The organism is Pseudomonas sp. R1-15, from assembly GCF_051132085.1.
GTDB lineage: Bacteria > Pseudomonadota > Gammaproteobacteria > Pseudomonadales > Pseudomonadaceae > Aquipseudomonas.
The window spans coordinates 1,257,627-1,275,393 of record NZ_CP071660.1 but is presented as its reverse complement, the minus strand read 5'-3'; the positions used below and the strand labels follow the sequence as shown (position 1 = coordinate 1,275,393).

Annotated in this window: 21 protein-coding genes; 3 read left to right on the top strand and 18 right to left on the bottom strand. The window is 59.8% G+C overall.

The genetic code is table 11. The features are described from left to right. Positions 1–2: 2 nt before the first annotated feature. The 14 genes from pal to J3P97_RS05435 form a co-directional block, all read right to left on the bottom strand. Entirely contained in the window at positions 3–500 is a 498-nt protein-coding gene (pal, locus tag J3P97_RS05500) for a peptidoglycan-associated lipoprotein Pal (RefSeq protein ID WP_003178634.1), read from the bottom strand. Between the two features lie 52 nt (positions 501–552). Next, entirely contained in the window at positions 553–1,854 is a 1,302-nt protein-coding gene (gene tolB / locus J3P97_RS05495) for a Tol-Pal system beta propeller repeat protein TolB (protein WP_370870988.1), read from the bottom strand. After that, complete coding sequence (tolA, locus tag J3P97_RS05490; protein WP_434673645.1) at positions 1,851–2,930, bottom strand: cell envelope integrity protein TolA; 1,080 nt, start codon at positions 2,928–2,930, stop codon at positions 1,851–1,853. The genes tolB and tolA overlap by 4 nt, the downstream gene beginning before the upstream one ends. Beyond that, on the bottom strand, positions 2,930–3,382 hold the full coding sequence (gene tolR, locus J3P97_RS05485; RefSeq protein ID WP_162488970.1) for a protein TolR: 453 nt from the start codon (positions 3,380–3,382) through the stop codon (positions 2,930–2,932). The genes tolA and tolR overlap by 1 nt, the downstream gene beginning before the upstream one ends. 23 nt (positions 3,383–3,405) lie before the next feature. Beyond that, the gene (tolQ, locus tag J3P97_RS05480; RefSeq protein WP_305496399.1) at positions 3,406–4,101 is read right to left on the bottom strand and encodes a protein TolQ; all 696 of its coding nucleotides are present in this window, start codon (positions 4,099–4,101) and stop codon (positions 3,406–3,408) included. Further along, a complete protein-coding gene (gene ybgC, locus J3P97_RS05475) occupies positions 4,091–4,558 on the bottom strand; it encodes a tol-pal system-associated acyl-CoA thioesterase (RefSeq protein ID WP_030140799.1) in 468 nt (155 codons plus the stop codon). The genes tolQ and ybgC overlap by 11 nt, the downstream gene beginning before the upstream one ends. 128 nt (positions 4,559–4,686) lie before the next feature. Further along, positions 4,687–5,748: a Holliday junction branch migration DNA helicase RuvB gene (ruvB, locus tag J3P97_RS05470; protein WP_003178599.1), complete on the bottom strand. Its 1,062-nt coding sequence runs from the start codon at positions 5,746–5,748 to the stop codon at positions 4,687–4,689. Continuing rightward, a complete protein-coding gene (gene ruvA / locus J3P97_RS05465) occupies positions 5,749–6,357 on the bottom strand; it encodes a Holliday junction branch migration protein RuvA (protein ID WP_434569629.1) in 609 nt (202 codons plus the stop codon). A gap of 115 nt (positions 6,358–6,472) precedes the next feature. Beyond that, positions 6,473–6,997 carry a crossover junction endodeoxyribonuclease RuvC gene (gene ruvC, locus J3P97_RS05460; RefSeq protein WP_305496403.1) on the bottom strand — a complete coding sequence of 175 codons (525 nt, stop codon included), beginning with the start codon at positions 6,995–6,997 and terminating at the stop codon, positions 6,473–6,475. A 152-nt stretch (positions 6,998–7,149) separates the two neighbouring features. Next, positions 7,150–7,896 (bottom strand): YebC/PmpR family DNA-binding transcriptional regulator, encoded by a 747-nt coding sequence (locus tag J3P97_RS05455; RefSeq protein ID WP_434673644.1) that lies wholly within the window; start codon positions 7,894–7,896, stop codon positions 7,150–7,152. A gap of 117 nt (positions 7,897–8,013) precedes the next feature. Then, entirely contained in the window at positions 8,014–9,789 is a 1,776-nt protein-coding gene (gene aspS / locus J3P97_RS05450; RefSeq protein ID WP_434625739.1) for an aspartate--tRNA ligase, read from the bottom strand. Between the two features lie 75 nt (positions 9,790–9,864). Beyond that, on the bottom strand, positions 9,865–10,086 hold the full coding sequence (locus J3P97_RS05445; RefSeq protein ID WP_003178589.1) for an FmdB family zinc ribbon protein: 222 nt from the start codon (positions 10,084–10,086) through the stop codon (positions 9,865–9,867). Between the two features lie 118 nt (positions 10,087–10,204). Beyond that, positions 10,205–10,546: a ribbon-helix-helix domain-containing protein gene (locus tag J3P97_RS05440; protein ID WP_434673643.1), complete on the bottom strand. Its 342-nt coding sequence runs from the start codon at positions 10,544–10,546 to the stop codon at positions 10,205–10,207. A gap of 204 nt (positions 10,547–10,750) precedes the next feature. Further along, positions 10,751–11,224 carry a Dps family protein gene (locus tag J3P97_RS05435; protein ID WP_305496408.1) on the bottom strand — a complete coding sequence of 158 codons (474 nt, stop codon included), beginning with the start codon at positions 11,222–11,224 and terminating at the stop codon, positions 10,751–10,753. 397 nt (positions 11,225–11,621) lie between these two features. Here J3P97_RS05435 and J3P97_RS05430 point away from each other — a divergent pair, with 397 nt between their 5' ends. Then, entirely contained in the window at positions 11,622–12,227 is a 606-nt protein-coding gene (locus J3P97_RS05430; RefSeq protein WP_186611670.1) for a cold-shock protein, read from the top strand. Between the two features lie 70 nt (positions 12,228–12,297). Here the strand turns inward: J3P97_RS05430 and J3P97_RS05425 are convergent, their stop codons facing one another. Both J3P97_RS05425 and J3P97_RS05420 read right to left on the bottom strand, forming a co-directional pair. Then, positions 12,298–12,504: a SlyX family protein gene (locus J3P97_RS05425; protein WP_217861372.1), complete on the bottom strand. Its 207-nt coding sequence runs from the start codon at positions 12,502–12,504 to the stop codon at positions 12,298–12,300. A 3-nt stretch (positions 12,505–12,507) separates the two neighbouring features. Then, on the bottom strand, positions 12,508–12,933 hold the full coding sequence (locus tag J3P97_RS05420) for an HIT family protein (protein WP_434602953.1): 426 nt from the start codon (positions 12,931–12,933) through the stop codon (positions 12,508–12,510). A gap of 818 nt (positions 12,934–13,751) precedes the next feature. Between J3P97_RS05420 and J3P97_RS05415 the strand changes: the two genes are divergently transcribed. Next, positions 13,752–15,107 (top strand): OprD family porin, encoded by a 1,356-nt coding sequence (locus J3P97_RS05415; protein WP_434602952.1) that lies wholly within the window; start codon positions 13,752–13,754, stop codon positions 15,105–15,107. Between the two features lie 92 nt (positions 15,108–15,199). Here J3P97_RS05415 and J3P97_RS05410 read toward each other — a convergent pair whose 3' ends face one another. Further along, complete coding sequence (locus tag J3P97_RS05410) at positions 15,200–16,042, bottom strand: mechanosensitive ion channel family protein (protein WP_305496415.1); 843 nt, start codon at positions 16,040–16,042, stop codon at positions 15,200–15,202. A 146-nt stretch (positions 16,043–16,188) separates the two neighbouring features. After that, positions 16,189–16,674, bottom strand: coding sequence for a YajQ family cyclic di-GMP-binding protein (locus J3P97_RS05405; protein ID WP_003205057.1), 486 nt, complete (start codon positions 16,672–16,674; stop codon positions 16,189–16,191). Positions 16,675–16,817: 143 nt separating this feature from the next. On the opposite strand from J3P97_RS05405, the gene J3P97_RS05400 reads away from it, so the two are divergent. Further along, a complete protein-coding gene (locus J3P97_RS05400; protein WP_434673642.1) occupies positions 16,818–17,735 on the top strand; it encodes a putative 2-dehydropantoate 2-reductase in 918 nt (305 codons plus the stop codon). The last annotated feature ends 32 nt before the right edge of the window (positions 17,736–17,767 follow it).

Sequence of the window (17,767 nt, the reverse complement as noted above, 5' to 3'; positions counted from 1 at the left end):
AATTACTTACGCAGTTCGACGCGACGGTTTTGAGCCCAGGACTGCTCGTCGTTGCCGGTAGCAACTGGACGCTCTTCGCCGTAGGAAACCAGTTCCAGCTGAGCTGGGGAAACACCTTGCAGTACCAGGTAGCGCTGAACGGCTTTCGCACGACGCTCGCCCAGTGCCATGTTGTACTCACGAGTACCACGTTCGTCGGTGTTGCCTTCCAGAACAACGCGAGCGCCGTTTGCTTTCAGGTCTTTGGCGTGAACGTCCAGAGCGCGCATGGCTTCTGGCTTCAGGTCCGAGCTGTCGTATTCGAAGTAGAAGGTGGTGATTGCGCGCAGAGCAGCTTCTTCGCTCAGGGAGCCATCAACTGCACCAGTGTTAGCGCCGTAACCAGCGTTTGGATCAACAGCGCCTTCACCGGCGTTGTCGCCGCCTTTGGACGAGCAACCTACAGCTACAGCCATGGCCAGAGCCAGCGCAGCAAATTTACCAAACTTCAGCATTTCCATCGTGAAACTCCTAATGAACCCCAGTGTGTTAAGTAAAACGTATTGCGCCGCGTCAGTTCAGGTAAGGGGACCAGGACGGTTCTCTGACTTCGCCTTGAGCGGTAGGAAGCGGGAGCCTCACGCGTCCATTAATGGACACGAGCATCAAGACTCCCCGGCCCTGCTGGCGGGTGGCGTAGATTACCATGGTGCCGTTGGGCGCAACAGTAGGTGACTCGTCCAGAGTGCTATCAGTGAGGATTTTTACGCTACCGCGCTGCAAATCCTGGGCCGCCACCTTGAAATTGGTGAAACCGTCCTGGCGATGGATCATCACCAGAGTCTTTTCGTCCGCCGAAAGCTTAGGGTTGGCGTTGTAGTTACCGACGAACGTCACGCGCTCGGCACCACCGCCACCGGCGCTGGTCTTGTAGATCTGCGGCTTGCCGCCACGGTCCGAGGTGAAGTAGATGGTCGAGCCATCCTTGCCCCAGAACGGTTCGGTGTTGATGCCCGGGCCGTTGGTCACGCGGGAGATCGAGCGTGAAGCCAGGTTCATCACGTAGATGTCCGGATTACCGTCCTTGGACAGCACGAACGCCAGCCGCGTACCGTCGGGCGACCAGGCAGGCGCGCCGTTCAGGCCTTCGAAGTTGGTGATCTGCTCGCGGCGACCGGTGTCGATGTGCTGGACGAAGATGCGCGGGCGCTTCTGTTCGAACGACACATAGGCGATGCGCTTGCCATCGGGGGCGAAACGCGGCGACAGGATCGGCTCGCGCGATTGCAGCAGGGTCACCGCGCGGGCGCCGTCATAGTCGGAGCGCTGCAGGGTGTAGCGGGTATTTTTCTCGGAGAAGCGTTCGGCGGTCACGTAGAGCATGCGGGTCGAGAACGCGCCCTTGATGCCGGTAAGTTTCTCGAACGACTGGTCGGCGATGTAGTGGGACATGTCACGCAACTGGTCAACGCTGCCCGACACGCTGCCGGTCAGCACTTGCTGCTCGGTGGCGACGTTGAACAAGGCGTACTGCACCTGCAGGCGGCCACCGGCCGGAACGATGCTGCCGACCATGATGTACTGGGCGCCAAGAGCCTTCCAGTCGCGGTAGATGACTTCGCTGGCCTGGGTTGGCAGGCTGATCATGTTCTGCTTGGGAATCGGCGCGTAGTAGCCCGAGTTGCGCAGGTCGTTGCCGATGATTTCCGCCATGTCGTCCGGCAGGACGCTGCCGCCCTGCCAACCGAACGGAACGACGGCGATCGGGGTCGCACGGTCGCTGCCGCTGGTGACCAGGATGTTCTTTTCCTCTGCTACCGCTATCCCTGCCAGGCAGCAGATAACGACAAGCATTGATCGAAGAAGGTTTCTCACAAGGCTAGATCCTCAGGTGTGAATGTCATCTTGAACGAACGATAGGGAGCAAAATCGCTCGGCTTCATTCCTTGCATTTCCGTCAATCGCCCAATGTTCTTGACCGCTGCGACCGCCGAAGCGTCGAACGGACCATCGCCACTGGACTTGGCCACGCTGACCGAGGTAACCGTACCGTCGGGCAACATGCCGATTTGCAATACTACCGTCATGCCTTTGCGCGCCGAAGGAGGACGAGCCCAGCCTTCCGCCGCCCGGGCGCGAATCAGATCGTCGAAGCTGCCGGCGACTTCATCGCCCTGCTCGTCGGCCAAGGCCTGCTGACGCTCCGGCGTGTCGGAAAGCAAATCTGCCAGGGCCTGGGCCTTTTTCTCTTCGGCGGATTTACGCGCTGCGTCCTGGGCCTTCTTCTTGGCGGCGTCGGCGGCGGCTTTCTTCTTCGCGTCTTCGGCGACTTTCTTTTTCGCCTCTTCAGCTTCAGCTTTCTTCTTGGCGTCTTCGGCCGCTTTTTTCTTCGCGTCCTCGACAATTTTTTTCTTCGCTTCTTCAGCGGCCGCTTTCTTGGCCTCTTCTTCAGCGGCTTTCTTGGCTTCTTCTTCGGCTTTCTTCTTGGCTATATCAGCCAATTGTTTCTCTTCTGCCTTTTTCGCTTCGGCGGTTTTCTTCGCCTCGTCGGCTTTCTTGGCTTCGTCGGCCTTTTTGGCCTCGTCCGCTTTTTTCGCCTCATGGGCCTTCTTGGCTTCTTCGGCCTTTTGAGCAGCTTCCTCTTTCTTTTGTTCCGCTGCTCTCACCGCTTCCTGCTCGACCTTCTTCTGCTCCATCTGCTCGACTTCGGTCTGGCGCGCGGCGGATTTCTTCGCCTCGCCGGCAAGCTTCTGGTTGGTCTGCGTGGTGGCCTGGCTTTTCGATTTGAGCTGGTACAGGGTCGCCTGCACGATCGGCTTGGCCGGCGGCAGCTCCGGTGTCATGGCAAAACTGACGAACAGCATGCCGAATACCAGCACATGCAGGCCGATTGCCAGGACACTAGGCCAGAAGTAGCTTTCCGAGGCGGACGGCTCTCGCTGTTGCTGCATCAGGGCGCCTCGGTGATCAAGCCAACATTACCGACCCCGGCTTTCTGCAGGCCGCCCATGGCGCCCATCACGGCACCGTAGTCGACGGTCTTGTCGCCGCGAATGAAGACCTGGGTGCGCTTGCCGTTGCCGTTGCCGGCATTGATGATCTTGGTCACCGCATCGGTCATCTGCGGCAGGGTCATGGCCCGGTCCTGCTGCTTCTCGGTGTCGACTTCGCTGCCAAGGTTCCAGTAATAAGTCTTGTCGGCCTTGATCGAAATGGTCAGGACCTGGGTGTTGTTGTCCTGCGGCAAGGCTTCGCTGGAAACCTTGGGCAGATCGACCTTCACGCCCTGATTGAGCATCGGCGCGGTCACCATGAAGATGACCAGCAGCACCAGCATCACGTCGATGTAAGGCACCACGTTCATCTCGGCAACCGGCTTGCGCTTGTTTCGGGCTCGAGCGATTAAAGCCATCGGGAAATACCTGCTTATTCTTCGCTGGTGTGCACTTTGCGGTGCAGGATCGCCTGGAATTCATCGGCGAAGGTGTAGTAACGGCTGGTCAGCGTTTCGCTGCGAGCCGCGAAACGGTTGTAGGCGATCACGGCCGGAATCGCCGCGAACAGGCCGATGGCGGTGGCGATCAGCGCCTCGGCGATACCTGGGGCGACGGTAGCCAGCGTCGCCTGCTGGGCGGAAGCCAGGCCACGGAACGAGTTCATGATCCCCCACACGGTGCCGAACAGGCCGATGTACGGGCTGACCGAACCGACGGTAGCCAGGTACGGCAGGCCCTGTTCGAGTTTTTCTTCCTCGCGGGATATGGCGACGCGCATGGCGCGGGCCACACCTTCCATCACCGCTTCAGGGTCTACGCCCGGCTGCTGGCGCAGACGGGAGAATTCCTTGAAGCCTGCACGGAAGATCTGCTCGACGCCGGAATCCGGGTCCGGATTGCTGCCGGCCTGGCGATAGAGTTTGGACAGGTCGATGCCGGACCAGAAGCGCTCTTCGAAGCTCTCCAGGGCACGGCGACCGGCACGCAGCATGTTGCTGCGCTGAAAAATCATGATCCATGAGGTCACCGATGCGGCTACCAGGATCAGCATTACCAGTTGCACCACGACGCTGGCATTGCTGACCAGGCTCCACATGGAGGAATGGTCGACGACGTTAGCTTCCACGCTTTATCTCCTGCTCTGAGTGTGTACCCGCGCCGCTCACGCCGGCAAAGGCCGCGCGTAGAGCTTCGGGAATGGCCCGGGGTTTCAAACTATGGGTGCGCACACAGGCCACCAAAAACTGCCCTTCGCAGAGCAGCACATTATCCGCAGCCCGCCTGACCTGCTGCTTGAAGCGCAGGCTGACGCGGTTCAATTCGATGACATCGGCAGTCACCACCAGCTCGTCGTCCAGTCGCGCCGGCGCGTGGTAGCGCGCTTCGCTGGAATGCACGACGAATAACAGGTCCTCCCCTGCCAGCGCGGATTGGGCAAAACCCAGTTCCCGCAGCCGTTCGGTTCGAGCCCGTTCCATAAACTTGAGGTAATTGACGTAGTAAACGATGCCGCCGGCATCGGTGTCCTCGTAATAAACGCGACAGCGATGTGCGAACGACTCAAGCCCGTTTTGCGCGCGCATACTCTAGTGCTTACTCCTCGGGTTGCCAATCCGGCCAGGCAACTGTTTTTTCATTCTTGAACGCATTGACGCTCCAGGCGTGGTCTGGGACAGCACGAAGCGGAAAAAAGTCGGGATACAGAGCGGGTTCAATCGTCCACCGCATCGAGAAATTCGTCTACCACCGGCATCTCACCCATTCGTGTCGGGATGTTTAAGCCGAAGTGCAGATAAGCATGACGGGTCACCACGCGTCCGCGGGGCGTGCGCATGATATAGCCCTGCTGGATCAGGTACGGTTCCAGCACGTCCTCGATGGTGTGGCGCTCTTCGCTGATGGCGGCCGCCAGGCTGTCCACGCCCACCGGGCCACCGTCGAATTTCTCGATCATGGTCAGCAGCAGGCGCCGGTCCTGGTGGTCGAAGCCGCGCTCGTCGATGTCCAGCAGGTTCAAGGCCAGGTCGGCGATCGGCTTGGTGATGTGGCCCTTGGCCCGGACTTCGGCAAAGTCGCGGACCCGACGCAGCAGGCGGTTGGCGATCCGCGGCGTACCCCGGGCACGCCGGGCAATTTCATAGGCCCCGTCGGGGTCCAGCGGTAACCCTAGGATACCCGCCGAGCGGCTCACGATCGTTGCCAGGTCAGCGTTGTTGTAGAACTCCAGGCGCTGGACGATACCAAAACGGTCCCGCAGCGGGTTGGTCAGCATCCCGGCGCGGGTGGTGGCGCCCACCAGGGTAAAGGGCGGCAGGTCCAGCTTGATGGAGCGCGCCGCCGGCCCTTCGCCGATCATGATGTCGAGCTGGAAATCTTCCATGGCCGGGTATAGCACTTCCTCGACGATCGGCGACAGCCGGTGGATTTCGTCGATGAACAGCACATCATGCGGCTCAAGATTGGTCAGCAGCGCCGCCAGGTCACCCGGCCGTTCGAGAACCGGGCCGGACGTGCTCTTGATCGACACGCCCATTTCCTGGGCAATGATATTGGCCAGGGTGGTCTTGCCCAGGCCAGGCGGGCCGAAGATAAGTGTATGGTCGAGCGACTCGCTGCGCCCGCGTGCCGCCTGGATGAACAGCTCCATCTGCTCGCGCACGGTCGGCTGGCCAATATAATCGGCGAGGCTGACGGGACGAATCGCACGGTCCTGGATTTCCTCGCGGTCACGGGGCGCGCCCGTGGCGGCGATCAGACGATCGGCTTCAATCACTTAAATCATTCCCTTCAGGGCCCGGCGAATCATGTCTTCGGTACTCAAGCCTTTTTCCTTGATCGCGGAGATCGCCTTGCTGGCTTCCTGCGGCTTGTAGCCCAGGGAAATCAGCGCGGTGACCGCATCGTTTTCAGCGCTGACCGCCGGCATCGGCGCATCCGGCTGGTTCGGCACCAGGGCGAACATTGCCGGCACCGTTTCCCAGGCCTTGAAGCGATCCTTGAGCTCGACCAACAGGCGCTCGGCGGTTTTCTTGCCGACTCCCGGCACCTTGGTCAGCGCCGAGGTGTCCTGGGACTGCACGCAACGAATCAGTTCATCGACTTCCAGGCTGGACATCAAGGCCAGCGCCAGCTTCGGGCCGACGCCATTGAGCCGGATCAGCTCGCGAAAGAAATCCCGCTCGCGCTTGGCGAAGAAACCATAGAGTAACTGGGCATCTTCACGCACGACCAGATGAGTGTGCAGCGTCAGTGGCTCACCGACCGACGGCAAGCGATACAGGGTGGTCATGGGCACTTCCAGCTCATAACCGAGGCCGTTTACATCCAGAATCAGGTGCGGCGGCTGTTTTTCAGCCAGGGTGCCGCGCAAGCGTCCAATCACGTTTCAGATCCTTGGGCGTTGGCCAGCCCGCTGGCTGGCGAATAACAGCCCAGGCAGGAAGGCCGACGACACAGGCGCAACTTGCATGGGCTGATGAATGAATGCGCTGATGCTATCAGAGACGCAGGCGCCCGCCACGACTGCGTGCGCTTCCCAGACCATGAGGCAGCAGGCTGGAACGGGTATGCGCATGGCAAATGGCGATGGCCAGGGCGTCGGAGGCGTCGATCTGCGGCTTGCTGACCAGTTTCAACAGGTGCATCACCATCATCTGCACCTGTTCCTTGTTTGCCGCGCCGGTGCCTACCACGGCCTGCTTGACCTGGGTCGCGGTGTATTCGGCGATCTCCAGGTTTTCCTCGGCGCCGGCCACAATGGCCGCGCCGCGGGCCTGCCCCAGCTTCAGGGCGGAATCGGCGTTGCGGGCCATGAAGACCTTTTCGATGCCCATGGTCACCGGGCCGTAGGTCTGGATGACTTCGCGCACGCCGCGATAAACGATCTGCAAGCGCTCGTGCAACTCGCCCGCACCGGTGCGGATACAGCCGGAAGCAACGTACACGCAGCCACGCCCGGTATCGCGAACCACGCCGTAGCCGGTGATGCGCGAACCGGGGTCGATACCAAGGATTAAAGTCATAACGCCTGCGGTTTGAAGGGGGCTAACTGGACCTGTGGGAGCGAGCCTGCTCGCGAAGAGGCCGTCACATCCGACATCAAGGTCGGCCGACACACCGCATTCGCGAGCAGGCTCGCTCCCACCCTGGCACTCATGCTATTCGATAAAGACCATCAGCCCAGTTGCTCAGCCACCGACTCCGGAATATCGGCGTTGGAATAAACGTTCTGCACATCGTCCAGGTCTTCAAGCATGTCGATCAGCTTGAGCACCTTCTCGGCGCCTTCCAGGTCGAGTTCGGAACTGGTGGTCGGCTGCATGACGATTTCCGCGTCGACCGGTTTGAAACCGGCAGCTTCAAGGGCATTACGCACGGCATAGAAGCTGGCGAACGAGGTGAACACGTCGAGCGAACCGTCTTCGTGGCTGACCACGTCATCGGCATCGGCTTCCAGCGCCGCTTCGGTCAGCGCATCTTCATCGATGCCTGGCGCGAAGCTGATCTGCCCCTTGCGCTCGAACAGATAAGCCACCGAACCGTCGGTCCCCAGGTTGCCACCGCATTTGCTGAACGCATGGCGCACGGCCGCAGCGGTGCGGTTGCGGTTGTCGGTCATGCACTCGACCATGACCGCCACGCCGCCCGGGCCGTAGCCTTCATAGGCGAGCTCTTCGACGTTGTCGGCCTCCGTGGCACCCGCGCCACGGGCAATGGCCCGGTCGATGATGTCGCGGCTCATGTTCGCGCCCAGCGCCTTGTCCAAGGCGAGGCGCAAGCGCGGATTGGAACCCGGATCGCCACCACCCTGGCGGGCCGCGACCGTCAGCTCACGGATCCACTTGGTAAAGATCTTGCCCCTCTTGGCATCCTGACGTTCTTTGCGGTGCTTGATGTTCGCCCACTTGGAATGACCTGCCATAACTCGCTCCGGTTTTTCTTTGAAACATTGCCCGCCCCGCTTGCGCGGCAGCCAGCAATCGGAAATATCGACCCCAATGAAAAGGCGCATCCGAAGATGCGCCCTCAGGTGCCGGCCTTACTCAGCCTTTGGCTGTTCGCGCAAACGGATATGCAACTCGCGCAGCGCCTTGGCATCCACCACGCCCGGAGCCTGGGTCATGACATCGGCCGCGCTCTGGGTTTTCGGGAATGCGATCACTTCGCGGATCGACTGGGCGCCGGTCATCAGCATCACCAGGCGATCCAGGCCGAAGGCCAGGCCACCGTGGGGCGGCGCACCGTACTTCAAAGCGTCCAGCAGGAAACCGAACTTCTCTTCCTGCTCGGCTTCGCTGATACCCAGCAGACGGAACACTGCCTGTTGCATTTCCTTGCGATGGATACGGATCGAACCGCCGCCCAGCTCGGTGCCGTTGAGGACCATGTCGTAGGCACGGGACAATGCGCCGGCCGGGTTGGCCTCCAACTCTTCAGGCGAGCACTTCGGCGCGGTGAACGGGTGGTGCAAGGCAGAGAAGCTGCCGTCGTCGTTTTCCTCGAACATCGGGAAGTCGACGACCCACATCGGCGCCCACTCGCAAGTCAGCAGTTTCAGGTCGTGACCCAGCTTGATGCGCAGCGCGCCCAGGGCTTCGCTGACGATCTTGGCCTTGTCGGCGCCAAAGAACACGATGTCGCCATCGACCGCGCCCACGCGATCGAGGATCACGTTGAGGTTGGCTTCCGGGATGTTCTTGACGATCGGCGACTGCAGGCCGTCGATACCGGCGGCGCGCTCGTTGACCTTGATGTACGCCAGGCCCTTGGCACCGTAGATGCCGACGAACTTGGTGTAATCGTCGATCTGCTTGCGCGGCATGCTGGCGCCGCCTGGAACACGCAGGGCGGCGATACGGCATTTCGGATCGTTGGCCGGACCACTGAAGACCTTGAATTCGACTTCCTTGAGCTGGTCCGCGACGTCCACCAGTTCCAGCGGGTTGCGCAGGTCAGGCTTGTCGGAACCGTAGCGACGCATGGCCTCTTCGAAGGTCATGTGCGGGAATTCGCCGAACTCAAGACCCAGCACTTCCCGGAACAGGTTGCGGATCATGCCCTCGGTCAGGCCCATGATGTCCTTTTCGTCGAGGAAGCTCGTCTCGATGTCGATCTGGGTGAATTCAGGCTGCCGGTCGGCACGCAGGTCTTCATCGCGGAAGCACTTGGCGATCTGGTAGTAGCGGTCGAACCCGGCCACCATCAGCAACTGCTTGAACAATTGTGGCGATTGCGGCAAGGCGAAGAAACTGCCGGGGTGGGTACGGCTCGGCACCAGGTAGTCGCGGGCGCCTTCCGGCGTGGCACGGGTCAGGATCGGCGTCTCGACGTCGAGGAAGCCGTTCTCGTCCAGGTAGTGACGGATGCTGGTGGTCATGCGCGAACGCAGGCGCAGCTTCTCGGCCATTTCCGGGCGACGCAGGTCGATGAAACGATAGCGCAGGCGGGTTTCCTCGCCTACGTCGGAATATTCGTTGAGTGGGAACGGCGGGGTTTCCGCTTCGTTCAGCACTTCCAGCTCGTAGCCCAGCACTTCGATCATGCCGGACGCCATGTTGGCGTTGCCGGCGCCGGCCGGACGCAGGCGCACCTTGCCGGTGATCTTGACCACGTATTCGCTGCGCACGCGGTCGGCGGTGGCGAAGGTTTCCGCGCGGTCGGGGTCGAACACTACCTGGGCCAGGCCTTCACGATCACGGATATCGAGGAAAATCACCCCGCCATGGTCACGGCGACGATGAACCCATCCGCAAAGAGTAACTTCCTGACCTTCCAGGCTTTCGTTCAGTTGGCCGCAATAATGGCTGCGCATCATGGTAGTGGTTTCACTTCTCGTAATTCGAAATTCGGTTGGAGGCCCTGCCCGTGCAAGAACCCGCGCGTGTTCAACTCAGTCAGCCTTGTCGCCACCGGCCAGGTTCTTCTTGGCACCGGTCTTGAAGTCGGTTTCATACCAGCCGGTGCCGCCGAGGCGGAAACCTGGCATGGACAGCATCTTTTTCAGCTCCGGCGCCTGGCAGGCAGGGCAATCGACCAGCGGTGCCGCGCTGATTTTTTGAATGGCTTCCATCTGATGACCACAGGAAGCACATTGATAGTCATACATCGGCATGGGGGTTGTCTCGGCAATCAGGTTATTCACGCAAAACCCGGGCTTTGCGGCAAAGAGCGGGATTATATCCATTAAATGCGGCCTGTGCAGCCGTAAGACCGCACAGGCGGTGAGAGGGCTAGGCCTCGCGATGATCGGTGCCCATATCCTTCAGGCTGTGCACCACGCAGACAACACGCACCAGCCCGCTGAAATTGCGCACGCCGCCGTGACGCAACTGCACCTCCCGATCCACATGGGAGAGCAAGGTACTGACGGAGCAACTGTTGAGCTGGGCCATATCGCCGAGAATATCCCAATAGACTTGCTCAAGGCGTAAACAGGTGGCGAACCCGTTAAGCCGGATGGAGCGGGCCAGGGGCCGGGCCAGTTGCATATCGAACCCCCTGACGAACGGGTCGATGCTGACGGACTTGAGACGCCCGCCTGCACCGCCCCTGGGTGCTTTTCCTTGAATCATACCGTTGACACTCCTTTGCCATACGAGCCTCAGTCAGGCCAAGCGGCCTGTGGCTCTATGGAAGCTCAACTCGAGCCCAAGCTCCAGATGACTTTTTGCCCATCAGCGTAGGAGATGACAACAGTAGCCCGAGGACGAATGACTCCGTCCTACCCCGGACCGCAGGCGATGATGCCAATGGCGGCACCATCACCCGATTGCGGATTACCGCTCGTCCAGCAGCGAACGCAGCATCCAGGCGGTTTTTTCATGAACCTGCATGCGCTGGGTCAGCAGGTCGGCGGTCGGCTCGTCGCTGACCTTGTCCAATAAAGGAAAGATGCCGCGGGCGGTACGTGTCACCGCCTCCTGGCCTTCGACCAGTTGCCGGATCATGTCCTCGGCGCCAGGCACGCCTTCCTCTTCCTTGATGGAAGACAGGCGCGCATACACGGAGTAGGCACCCGGCGCCGGAAAGCCCAGGGCACGGATTCGCTCGGCGATCAGGTCCACCGCCAGCGCCAGCTCGTTGTACTGCTCCTCGAACATCAAGTGCAGGGTCCGGAACATCGGCCCGGTGACGTTCCAATGGAAATTATGGGTCTTGAGGTAAAGCACGTAGGTGTCCGACAACAGGCGCGAAAGCCCGTCGACGATGGACTTGCGATCTTCTTCGCTGATACCGATATCAATTGCCATGTGTTTGATCTCCTGACGGTGATGAATTCGACAGCGGCCATTGCACTCTAGCGGGTGTCGCCATCTGTAGCCTGCGACTAATCGCCAGCCCTCCTGAACCGACAAGCCGGGATGGCGGAGGGTTCCGGCGCAGCGGAAAATTCAAGCTCCTTTGCCGAGAACCTTCAAGCGCCCCGCCGGCGCTTTTCGGCCGACGAACAGCGTGTCACGGGCCCGTAACGAGTTTGAGAAGGCCGGGGCTTTGCTGTTAAATAGGCAGTGTGTCGCTACGCCTATTTTTCCGGGCGTCGCGCATAGGCTGATTCGGGTACGTGTTCCTACGCCTCTCATTGTTCTGAAGCGAACCGCCCCCGACCAGCTCTTCCTTGTGATCTGTCTTAACCGTGAGCCAATCAAAATGTTGAAAATCGTCCACTTGCTAATGGGCGCAGCTGCCCTGCTGCTGTCCTTCATCCCTAGCCTGGGTTCCGAAGCCACACCTTACCTGCAACATCCCGACGCGCTGTACCTGGCCTTTTTCGGCCTGCTCAACCTGACCCTGGCACCCGTCATCCCTTACTGGAACAAAGGTCCACGTCATCAACTGCAAAACCTTGTCAGCGCCCTGCTGGTGCTGGCCGTCGCCCTGCAAACACTGACCCTGCTGGCGCCCATGCCGGAAATCGGCGGCCAACCCGCCATTCTTTCCAGCCTGGCCGCCGCGTTGCTCGCTGTGTTGCTGCACCTGGCCGTCAGCTTCTACAAGAAGTCGTCGCCGGCCGCCGCACCGCAGAACTACGACATGTCCAACCGTGATACCGGTACCGTGAAGTGGTTCAACACCTCCAAGGGGTTCGGCTTCATCTCCCGCGACTCTGGCGATGACATTTTTGTGCATTTCCGGGCCATTCGTGGCGAAGGCCATCGCGTCCTGGTCGAAGGCCAGCGCGTGGAGTTTTCCGTCATGCACCGTGACAAAGGCTTGCAGGCCGAAGATGTGATCGCCGCGCTGCCGCGCCGCTGATCCAGGCTTAAAAAAACCGCGATGCAGCCAGGCTGCTCGCGGTTTTTTATTGCCTGCCGTTCGGCCCCGGTCAGTAATGCGGTGGCGGCGCTTCTTCTTCAAAGGATTCGAACTGGCCGGCCATTTCCTCCTGACGCTTGAGCAACGCCGCCATCTGCAGCTGCAGACGTTCGACAACTCGCTGCTGCTCCACCAGCACGTCGTTTAATGCCTGGATGGTGTCGTCCTGAAACGCCAGGCGGCTTTCAAGGTCGGTTACACGCTCTTCAAGGTTCATGGTTCAGCCCTCCAGGAACTTGAAATCATCGGTCAGGACCGCTCGCAAGCGTTCACGAATGAGGCTGACCTGCTCGGCAGCATAAGGCTGTGCCGGATGCTTGCCCCACACCGGCGCAGGCCATGCGGCATCCTCTCGCTTGCGCACGATCACATGCATGTGCAATTGACTGACAACGTTACCCAAGGTTGCAACATTCAATTTATCGGCGTCGAACGAGTCCTTGAGGGTTTCAGCCAGTGCCGTGGTTTCTTTCCACAACTGTTGTTGATCGGCGTCATCCAATTGAAACAATTCACTGATATTTTCCCGGCGCGGCACGAGGATGAACCACGGGTAATTGGAATCATTGGACAACAGCAAACGGCACAGCGGGAAATCGCCGATAGGCAATGTGTCTTGTTGCAGTCGTGGATCTAGGGCAAACACCGCGCGTACTCCTCGCTCATTAATCGATTGCGATCGAGCTGGCAGCCCGCAGGCCCGCCCGAGCACAGGGGGCCAGCATACCTGTGAATGCCGGAACGTTCACTGCGCACCGTCTTTGCGCACCAATAGCGCGCACCGGTACTTTAACGGCGCACCTCGAGCTGAGCAGACACAAGCCCTGTGCGGTTTTCGTACAGCTGGAAGATTTTTTGCACCAAAACAGCACAATGCGTCTACGCTCTGTGCACGAAGCATCCGCGTTTTACCCACTGAAGGGGTGAACCGGTAACGTTTTTGGTTGTCCGGCGCGGTTTACCCGCTTCAAACATGGCAGCTGTCCAGCAGTCAACCCCATTTAAAACAAGGCCTTTGGAGCCCGGTTTCATGAGGTTTCACCGCAACCGCAGCTAAAATGTGAAAAAAATGTAAAAGAAAACCGGATTTGTGCATGCTTGTTGCATTCATCCCAACATCGTCTACAGGGTATCGCCGGAAGCGAAACCTGCAGGCTCGAAAATTAAAGTGGCAAGGCTGCCCTCAGGAGCATCAAGCGTAGCAATCAGGGACTCTTTACACCGATGGCGAACCCAATAGAACAACTCTGAAGTTGTCAGTTCGGACGCCTCGGTTCAGCTGAAATGCGACATGGATCGAGCCATTGGCGACATGGTCGTAAAGAAGCTGAAAGGTTGAATGGGCAAGTGTCGCCAAAGAATGTCGGCGTGATATAAGTTTGCGCCGACACAAAAAGAAAGAGCCGCCCAGATAAAAAAACAGGTGGGACGGCAGTACTCTTAAAACCAAAGGAGCAAATCACGATGCGCGTGATGAAGTGGAGCATGATCGCACTGGCCGTTGCTGCAGCAGCCAGTACTCAAATGGCTACGGCCGCACCTTTCGTAAGTGACCAGTCTGAAGCCAAAGGCTTTGTTGAAGACGCCAAGTTCGATTTGCTGCTGCGTAACTATTACTTCAACCGTGACCGCAAAGACGGTAACAACGACCAGAAAGACTGGACCCAAGGTATCTGGGGCAACTTCAGCTCCGGCTACACCCAAGGTACCGTAGGCGTCGGCGTTGATGCATTCGGTTACTTGGCGGTCAAGCTGGATGGTGGCGACGGTACTGGCGGCACTGGCAACATGAGCCGCGACGCCGACCGCGACGGCGATGCCGATGCCGACGGCCATGTCAACGACAGCCAGGGCAAAGCCGGCGCAGCCATCAAGTTCCGCGTCTCCAAGACCGAGCTGAAAATCGGTGACATGCAGCCAAGCACTGCGCCAGTGTTCGCGATTGGCGGTTCCCGTGTCCTGCCTCAAAGTGCCAGCGGTTTCCAACTGCAGAGCAGCGAAGTCAAAGACCTTGACCTCGAAGCCGGTCACTTCTACTCGGGTACCAGCCAGGACCGTAACGCACGTGATGGCGGCCTGTGGGCAACCTACGCTGGCGTGGAAGCCAACTCCATCGACTACGCAGGCGGCAAATATGCCATCAGCGAAAACCTGAGCGCATCGGTATACGGCGCCCAGCTGGAAGACATCTGGAACCAGTACTACGGCAACCTGAACTACACCATCCCGATGGGTGGCGATCAGTCGCTGAACCTGGACGGTAACATCTACCGTACCACCGACACTGGCAGCGCCAAGGCTGGTGACATCAGCAACACCACCTTCTCACTGGCAGCGGCGTTCTCGTTCCTGAAAGCGCACACCGTTACTGTTGCCTTCCAGAAGGTCAACGGCGATACCCCGTTCGACTACATCGGTGTAGGCACGAACAACCGCGGCGGCGACTCGATCTTCCTTGCCAACTCCATCCAATACTCCGACTTCAACGCGCCTAACGAGAAATCTGCCCAGATTCGTTATGACATCAAGATGGCTGAGTACGGTGTTCCTGGTCTGAGCTTCATGACCCGTTACGTCAAAGGTTGGGACATCGACGGTTCCAAAGTGGACGCCAGCAGCCCATACGCCGCTTTGGATTATGGCGACGATGGCAAACATAACGAAACCAACTTCGAAGCCAAGTACGTTGTTCAGTCTGGCCCGGCCAAAGATCTTTCCTTCCGCGTTCGTCAAGCCTGGCACCACGCCAACGCCGACGAAACTGAAGGCGACGTTAAAGAGTTCCGCCTGATCGTCGACTACCCGATTTCGGTTCTGTAATTGCCGAAAGTCAGTTTGCGGTAATCAAAAAAAGACCCATCTTCGGATGGGTCTTTTTTATTGCGCTGAAGCTTGAACAAAAATCAGATCGATCAGGCCGATGCAGATTCCTGAACCACCCGGATCACACGCTGTGGAAACGGAATATCGATACCGGCATCTTTCAAGCGGTCGCGCGCCTGTTCATTGAGCATGAACATCACGTTCCAGTAGTCCGCCGTCTTCACCCAGATGCGCAGCGAAACAGTGATCGAGCTGTCGCCCAAGGTGGAGATCACCGCTTCAGGTGCAGGATCGGTCAATACACGCTCATCCTTGGCCAATTCCAGTAACACCTCCCGAGCCTTTTGCAGGTCAGCCTGGTAATCCACGCCCACGTCGAACACCACTTTGCGGGTCGGCTGGCGATTGGTGTTGGTGATGATGCCGTTCGACAGGTTGCCGTTGGGCACGATGACCGTCTTGTTGTCACCGGTACGCAGGACCGTGTGGAAGATCTGGATGCTGTCGACCGTTCCGGCTACGCCTTGGGCCTCGATCCAGTCACCGATGCGAAACGGACGAAAGAGCAGGATCAGCACGCCGCCGGCGAAGTTCGCCAGGCTGCCTTGCAAGGCCAGGCCAATCGCCAGGCCTGCCGCACCGATGGCCGCGACGAAGGACGTGGTTTCCACACCAATCATCGAGGCGACGCTGACGATCAGCAGGATCTTCAGGATGATGTTTGCCAGGGTACTGATAAACCCTTGCAGCGCGAGGTCGGCGTTACGCAGGGCCAGCAGCGCCCCGAGCTTCTGCGTCACCTTGTTGATCAGCCACCAGCCGATGGCCAGGGTGACAATTGCCAGCAACACGCGGCTGCCGTACTCCATGATCATCGGTATCCAGGCCTGGGAGGCCTTGACCAGGTGGTCTACTTCAGCGTTCAAGTCCATCTAATTCTCCTTTGTTCCTGTTGTGCGCGGCATTTGTGGCGAGGGGGCTTGCTCCCGTTTGGGGGCGCAGCACCCACCAAAGGGGCCGCTACGCAGCCCAGCGGGAGCAAGCTCCCTCGCCACAGGGTTTCCCTATAACCGAGGGGTCAGTCGCGGAAGTTGTTGAACTGCAGCGGCATGCCGAATTCCTTGCCCCGCAGCGCGGCGATGGCTTCTTGCAGGTCGTCACGCTTCTTGCCGGTGACGCGCACCTGCTCGCCCTGGATGGCGGCCTGGACCTTGAGCTTGGCGTCCTTGATATGAGCGACGATTTTCTTGGCCAGTTCCTTGTCGATGCCTTCCTTGAGCACGGCTTCCTGCTTCATCAGCTTGCCGGAGGCGTAGGCGTCCTTGACCTCAAGGCATTGCACGTCGATCTTGCGCTTGACCAGCGCCAGCTTGAGGATCTCGATCATCGCCTCGAGCTGGAAATCGGCCTCGGCGGTCAGGTTGACGGTCAGGTCCTTTTCCTTGAACTCGAAACTGCCCTTGCCCTTGAGGTCATACCGACGGTCGAGTTCCTTGACGGCGTTTTCAACGGCGTTGGTGACTTCGTGCTTGTCCAGTTCGGATACCACGTCGAATGACGGCATGTAGTGTTCTCCAAATAAAAAGGCGCGCTCATGACAAAGGCGCGCACTTGGCTTGTGGTTGAAATCGGGCTCATTATAACGGGTCTTTTCCCGTCGTTACCGCGAGCGCCTCAGATGCCTGCGCCAAACCGAGTAAAAAACTGATGTCCACCACCTGGCACGTCCTGGGCGCCGGCAGCCTCGGCACCTTGTGGGCGACGCGCCTGGCCCGGGCCGGCCTGCCGGTGCGGCTGGTGTTGCGCAATGAACAGCGGCTGCAGGCTTACCGGGAGGTCGGAGGGTTGACGCTGGTGGAACAAGGCCAGGCGCAGTGTTACCCGGTGCCAGGCGAAACCGCGCAGGGCCTCGAACCGATAAAACGCTTGCTGCTGGCCTGCAAGGCTTATGACGCGGAGGCGGCTGTGGCTTCGGTCGCCCATCGCCTGGATGGCGAGAGCGAACTGATCCTGCTGCAGAACGGCCTCGGCAGCCAGGACGCCGTGGCGAACCGCGTCCCCCAGGCCCGCTGTATCAGCGCCTCCAGCACCGAAGGCGCGTTTCGCGACGGTGACTGGCGCGTGGTGTTCGCCGGCCACGGCTACACCTGGCTGGGCGACCCCGCCCAGCCGGTGGCGCCGGTCTGGCTGGATGACCTGGGCATGGCCGGCATTCCCCACCAGTGGAGCGCCGACATCCTCACCCGCCTGTGGCGCAAACTGGCGCTCAACTGCGCAATCAACCCACTGACGGTACTGCATCAATGCAAGAACGGTGGCTTGCAGGAACACCGCTGCGAAGTGGCAACCCTTTGTGCGGAGCTCGCCGATCTGCTCGAACGCTGCGGCCAGCCGGCGGCGGCCGAGGATTTACAGTCGGAGGTGGAACGGGTGATCCAGGCCACAGCCGCCAACTATTCCTCCATGTACCAGGACGTTGCCAACCGGCGACGTACCGAAATCGGCTATCTGCTCGGCCATGCCTGCGCCGTCGCGCGGCGCCATGACGTGGCGGTGCCGCATCTTGAACAGATGCGCCAGCGCCTGATTGCCCACTTGGACAACCTCGGATTGCCCAGCGACTGAGCAGCGGCTACGCTGGCCCTCGTGTTCCCTTT